General features: G+C 71.8%; 3 protein-coding genes and 1 pseudogene. 2 read left to right on the top strand and 2 right to left on the bottom strand.

Annotated features, from left to right (window positions below; translation table 11 throughout):
* Positions 1–465: 465 nt before the first annotated feature.
* Positions 466–1,872 (bottom strand): ABC transporter substrate-binding protein, encoded by a 1,407-nt coding sequence (locus OZN99_RS24960; RefSeq protein ID WP_270937947.1) that lies wholly within the window; start codon positions 1,870–1,872, stop codon positions 466–468.
* The gene (locus OZN99_RS24955) at positions 1,872–2,852 is read right to left on the bottom strand and encodes a Bug family tripartite tricarboxylate transporter substrate binding protein (RefSeq protein ID WP_270937946.1); all 981 of its coding nucleotides are present in this window, start codon (positions 2,850–2,852) and stop codon (positions 1,872–1,874) included. The genes OZN99_RS24960 and OZN99_RS24955 overlap by 1 nt, the downstream gene beginning before the upstream one ends.
* A gap of 168 nt (positions 2,853–3,020) precedes the next feature.
* Here OZN99_RS24955 and argS point away from each other — a divergent pair, with 168 nt between their 5' ends.
* Both argS and OZN99_RS24945 read left to right on the top strand, forming a co-directional pair.
* The gene (gene argS, locus OZN99_RS24950) at positions 3,021–4,805 is read left to right on the top strand and encodes an arginine--tRNA ligase (protein WP_270937945.1); all 1,785 of its coding nucleotides are present in this window, start codon (positions 3,021–3,023) and stop codon (positions 4,803–4,805) included.
* Positions 4,802–5,176 (top strand): annotated as a pseudogene (locus tag OZN99_RS24945) (hypothetical protein); the annotation flags it as partial. The gene argS and the pseudogene OZN99_RS24945, both read left to right, overlap by 4 nt.

The following is a 5,176-nucleotide window of genomic DNA, read 5'->3' as shown; positions in this document are numbered from 1 at the left end:
TCGCCGAATGCGAATGGCGCTTCAACTACGCCCCACCCCGCCGTCTGCTCTCCACCCTCGCCAACTGGACTGGCCTAGGACAAGCTTCAGAACCCCAGTCCTAGCCTTAGCTAGGTCAGCCCCTCGGACAAATTGGCTGGCGGGGCGCGAGGGCTGGCGACGGGTGCCGCAGGTCGGTCGCGCCCCCACCCTCCCGCGCTTCGCGCGGGTCCCTCCCTCCCCCGCCATGCGGGGGAGGGTCGGGATGGGGGCACGAACCACCTGATCCATTGTTGGCTTCAAGATCGCCTGACCGGCCGGTCAGGAAAAGGCTGCGCCGCTCGATTCGGCAACTGCGGGGTCACGCAATCTGGCTGGCGGGGCGGGACAGATTCGCAGCTTCAAAGAGCGTCCGTCCTATAGGACGTTCTGCCTATCCTGCATGTCCCGCTGCCGCGCCGCCAGCGGAAAGTCGCGGCGCCATGGTCAGAACGTCACATCCTCCAGCTCGATGTAGCCGAGCGGGTGCGGCCGGAAGCCGGTGACGCCCGGGCGCATGCCGGCCAAGACATCCGCCGCGTAGAGCGGCAGCACAGGCAGGTCGTCATGCACGATGCGCTGCGCCTGTGCATACAGGGCGCGCTGCGCGGCGGGATCGGTCGTGGCGCGCGCTCTGCTCACCAGCGCGTCCAGCGCGGGGTTCGAGTACTGCCCGGCGTTGAAGGCGCCGCCGGTGCAGAGGTCGCGGCGGAACAGGATGTCCGGATGCGGCCGGGCTGAAGCGCCCTGGATCGCCATCTGCCAGCCCTCGCGCAGATAGACCGCCGGCCACCAGGGCGGGTCCTCGTAGCTGCGGAGGTCGAGCGTGATGCCGATGGCCGCCAGGCTCTCCGCCACCTGCGCCGCGACGGCGGGCACCGGCAGCATGGCCGTGGTGGAGACCCGCACCCGCACGCCGTCCGCATACCCCGCCTCCCGCACCAGGGCGCGGGCGCGGTCGGGGTCGAGCGGCAGTGCCTCCAGCCTCTCCGCCCAGGGGTCGTCCTCCGGCAGCACGCCGACGACCAGGCGGCCGCGATCGCCCAGGTTGCGGGTGCGGATCGCCTCCCGGTCCACCGCATGGGCGACGGCTCGGCGCATCCGCGGATCGTCGAAGGGCGGTGCGGTGGTGCGGAAGGCGATGACGGTCTTGCGCGGGGAGTTCACCGCCATCGTCGTGATCAGCCCGCGCTCCACCAGCGCGGCGGCCATGGTCGGCGGCACCGTCTCCACGATGTCGGCGGCGCCGGACTCGATGACGGCGACGCGCTGGGCGGCATGGGGCGCCCAGCGGATCACGATCTCCTCCGCGGCGAAGCGGTGCGCGGCATAGTGGCCGGCGAATTTCCGCAGCCGCACATGGCTGCCGGCGATCCATTCGGTGACTTCGTAGGGGCCGGCGCCGACCGGCTGCACCGCGGTGTCGTCGGCGATGTAGCAGCGCCAGGAGAGCGTCTGCAGGAAGGCGGTGTTGGGCTCGGCGAAGGCGATGCGCAGGTCGAGCGGGCCGGTCGCCTCGATGCGCTCGATCCCGGCCAGGTCCGCCTGCAGCGGCGCCTGCACGCGCGGGTCGAGGATGCGGCGCAGGCAGGCCGCGGCGGCCTCCGCGTCCAGCCTGCGGCCGTTGTGGAAGGTGAGGCCGGGGCGGAGCCGAAAGGCGAAGACGCGCTGGTCGTCGGAGACGGTCCAGGACTCCGCCAGGTCGGGCTTCAGCCGCATCTCGCGGTCCAGCCGCAGCAGGTTGGGGCAGGCGAGCTTGAGAATGACGGTGGCCGCGCTGGAATCGGCCTCGTAGGTGTTGGGGTTGAGCGAGGTGTGCTCGTGGTTGAACAGCAGGTTCAGCGTGCGAAGCATCAATCCACCTTGGCGCCGCTGACGCGGATGATCTCGGCGTAGCGGGCACGCTCGGCCTGCATGAAGTCGGCGAATTGCATGGTGTCCATCGACATCGGGAAGGCACCGAGCTCGGCGAGCCGGGCGGCGAGGGCGGGATCGGCGGCGTAGCGCCGGAGGATCGCGTTCATGCGCTGGACGATGGCGGGCGGCGTGCGTGCGGGTGCCATGGTGCCGAACCAGGCGGTGATGTCGAAATCCGGCACGCCGGCTTCCTGCACCGTCGGCAGGTCGGGCGCGAGCGGCCAGCGCTGCGCGCTGGTCACGGCGATGGCGCGCACGGCGCCGCTGCGCACGTGCGGGATGATCTGCGGGAAGTTGTCGAAGGCGAGCTGCACCTGGCCGGCGACCAGGTCGGCGATCATCGCTGCGCCGCCGCGATAGGGCACGTGCACGATGTCCACGCCGGTGCGCATCTTGAACAGCTCGCCCGCCAGGTGGATCGTGCCGCCGGCACCGGCAGAGCCGAAGTTGATCCGGCCGGGATTGGCGCGCGCATGGGCGATCAGGTCGGGGATCGAGCTGACCGGCAGGGAGGGATGCACCACCACGATGTTCGTGATGGTGGCGAAGGGCGCGACCGGAGCGAAGTCCGTCAGCCCGTCGTAGCCGGCATTGGGGAACAGCAGCGGCGCGTTGATGTGGGTGGCGGTGTTGCCCATCATCAGCGTGTAGCCATCGGGCGGGGCATTGGCGACGAAGGCGGTGCCGAGCGTGCCGCCGGCGCCCGGGCGGTTGTCCACCACGAAGGGCTGGCCGAGCGCCTCCGCCAGGTGCGCGGCGATCATGCGGGCCATCAGGTCGCTGGCGCCGCCGGGCGGCAGCGGCACGACGAAGCGCACGGGGCGGTTGGGCCAGGCGGATTGCGCCTGCGCCGTGGCGAGTGGCGTGCCGAGACCGAGGAACAGCAGCAGGCCGGCAAGGAGACGTCGGAAGGGCATGGTGGCTCCGCGGTGGCGGCCTCGGTGCGCGGCGGCGGAGCTTCGCCGCCGCGACCGGGTTGTTGCCGCCGAGTATCGGGGCAGCCCGGGATGGACGCCAGCGAAAGCTGGGCCAGCGCCGCCCCGGCCATGGCGACACCGATCCCTCTGGGCTAAAGCGGCGGGACCATGACCAGCCACGACATCTTCGCCGCGATGCGCGCCCGCACCGTGGCAGCGCTCCGCGAGATCCTGCCGGAGCTCCCGGAGGACGCCTTCGCCAAGGTCCAGACCGAGCCGCCGCGCGACCCGGCGCATGGCGACATGGCGACCAATGGGGCGATGGTGGTGGCGAAGGCCGCGCGGATGCCGCCGCCGAAGCTGGCGGCGCAGCTGGCGGAGAAGCTCGCCGCCCTGCCGGAGGTGGCGGAGGCGGCGCCGGCCGGGCCGGGCTTCGTCAACCTGCGGCTGAAGGAGGACCACCTCCGCGCCCTGGTGCCGGCCGTCCTGGGCACCGGCGAGGCCTTCGGCGACGGCGCGGCGGGGCGCGGCGTGCGGGTGAACGTGGAATACGTCTCGGCCAACCCGACCGGGCCGATGCATGTCGGGCATTGCCGCGGCGCGGTGGTGGGCGATGCGCTGGCCGGGCTGCTCGCCAAGGCGGGCTACGATGTCACGCGGGAATACTACGTCAACGATGCGGGGGCGCAGGTGCTGGCGCTCGCCTATGCCGCCTACTGGCGCTACCTGCAGGCGCTCGGCACGACGATGACCGAGGAGCACTACGCGCAGTCGGTGCCTGGCGGGCTGCAGTACCGCGGCGAGTATCTGGTTCCCGTCGGCGCGGCGCTGCAGGAGCGGCACGGTGACGCGCTGGCCGTGAAGGACGGCGTGTACGACTACGCCGCCGCCGGCCCCGATGTCTGGCTCGACGTCGTGCGCGACACCACCGTGCACATGATGATGGAGGCGATCCGCGAGGACCTGGCCGCGCTCGGCGTGCGGCACGACGTCTTCGTCAGCGAGGCGCAGCTGGTGCGCGACGGCAAGCTGGAACAGGCCGAGGCGCTGCTGGCGGCGAAGGAGCTGATCTACACCGGCGTGCTGGAGCCGCCGAAGGGCAAGACGCCGGACGACTGGGAGCCGCGGCCGCAGCAGCTGTTCCGCGCGACGCAGTTCGGCGACGAGGTTGACCGCCCGCTGCGCAAGTCCGACGGATCGGGCACCTATTTCGCCAACGACATCGCCAACCACCTGCACAAGATCGAGCGCGGCTTCGCCGAGCTGGTGCATGTCTGGGGCGCCGACCATGGCGGCTACGTCAAGCGCATGACGGCCGCCGTCGCCGCGCTGTCGGAGCGGCGCGTCACGCTCGACGTCGTGCTGACGCAGATCGTGCACGTCATGAAGAACGGCGAGCCGGTGCGGATGAGCAAGCGCGCCGGCACCTATGTGACGCTGCGCGACCTGATCGAGGAGGTCGGCAAGGACGCGGTGCGCTTCACCATGCTGACGCGCAAGGCAGATGCGCAGATGGAGTTCGACCTGGACAAGGTTGTGGAGCAGAGCCGCGACAACCCGGTCTTCTATGTGCAGTATGCGCATGCGCGCTGCCGCTCCGTGCTGCGCCAGGCGGGCGACCCGGCGGTGGCGGAGCTGGCGGGGGCGCCGGTGGGGCTGCTGGCCGACCCCGCGGAGATGGCGCTGATCCGGCGCATGGCGGCCTGGCCGCGCACGGTGGAGGCCGCCGCTGCAGCGCGGGAGCCCCATCGAATCGCGTTTTTCCTCCAAGACTTGGCGGCGGACTTTCATGTATTGTGGAATCGGGGCCGCGATGACGCGACCCTGCGATTCATCCGGGCGGATGAGCCGGAGGCGACCCGGGCGCGACTCGCGCTGGTGGCCGCCACGGCGGTGGTGCTCCGCTCGGGCCTCGCGGTGATGGGGGTCGAGCCGGTCGAGGAGATGCGATGAGCGACGCGGTCGTTCCGTCCTACCGGGTCCAGCGGGAGGCCTCGAGCCTTCCCTGGCGCATGCTGGCAATCGCCGGCGCGCTGCTGGCGGCGGTGGCGATCGGGGCAGGGGGGTGGTGGGCCTTCCAGCGCTATGCCGGCGGCGGCGCCGTGCCGGTGGTGGAAGCCGATCCGCGGCCCTTCAAGGTCCGCCCCGACGATCCGGGCGGGCTGCGCGTGCCCAACCAGACCGAGCTGATCCTGGAACGCCCGGCCGCGCGCGCGCAGGGGCAGACCCAGGGCAACCGCACCGCGGCGCTGGCGCCCGAGGCCGAGGCGCCGAATCTCGGCGGGCTACGCGCGGCCGTGGCCCCGCCGCCGCCCGTGGTCGCG

The organism is Falsiroseomonas oryzae (genome assembly GCF_027856955.1).
In the GTDB taxonomy this organism is placed as follows: domain Bacteria; phylum Pseudomonadota; class Alphaproteobacteria; order Acetobacterales; family Acetobacteraceae; genus Falsiroseomonas; species Falsiroseomonas oryzae.
This window is presented reverse-complemented; position numbering and strand designations above follow the sequence as displayed.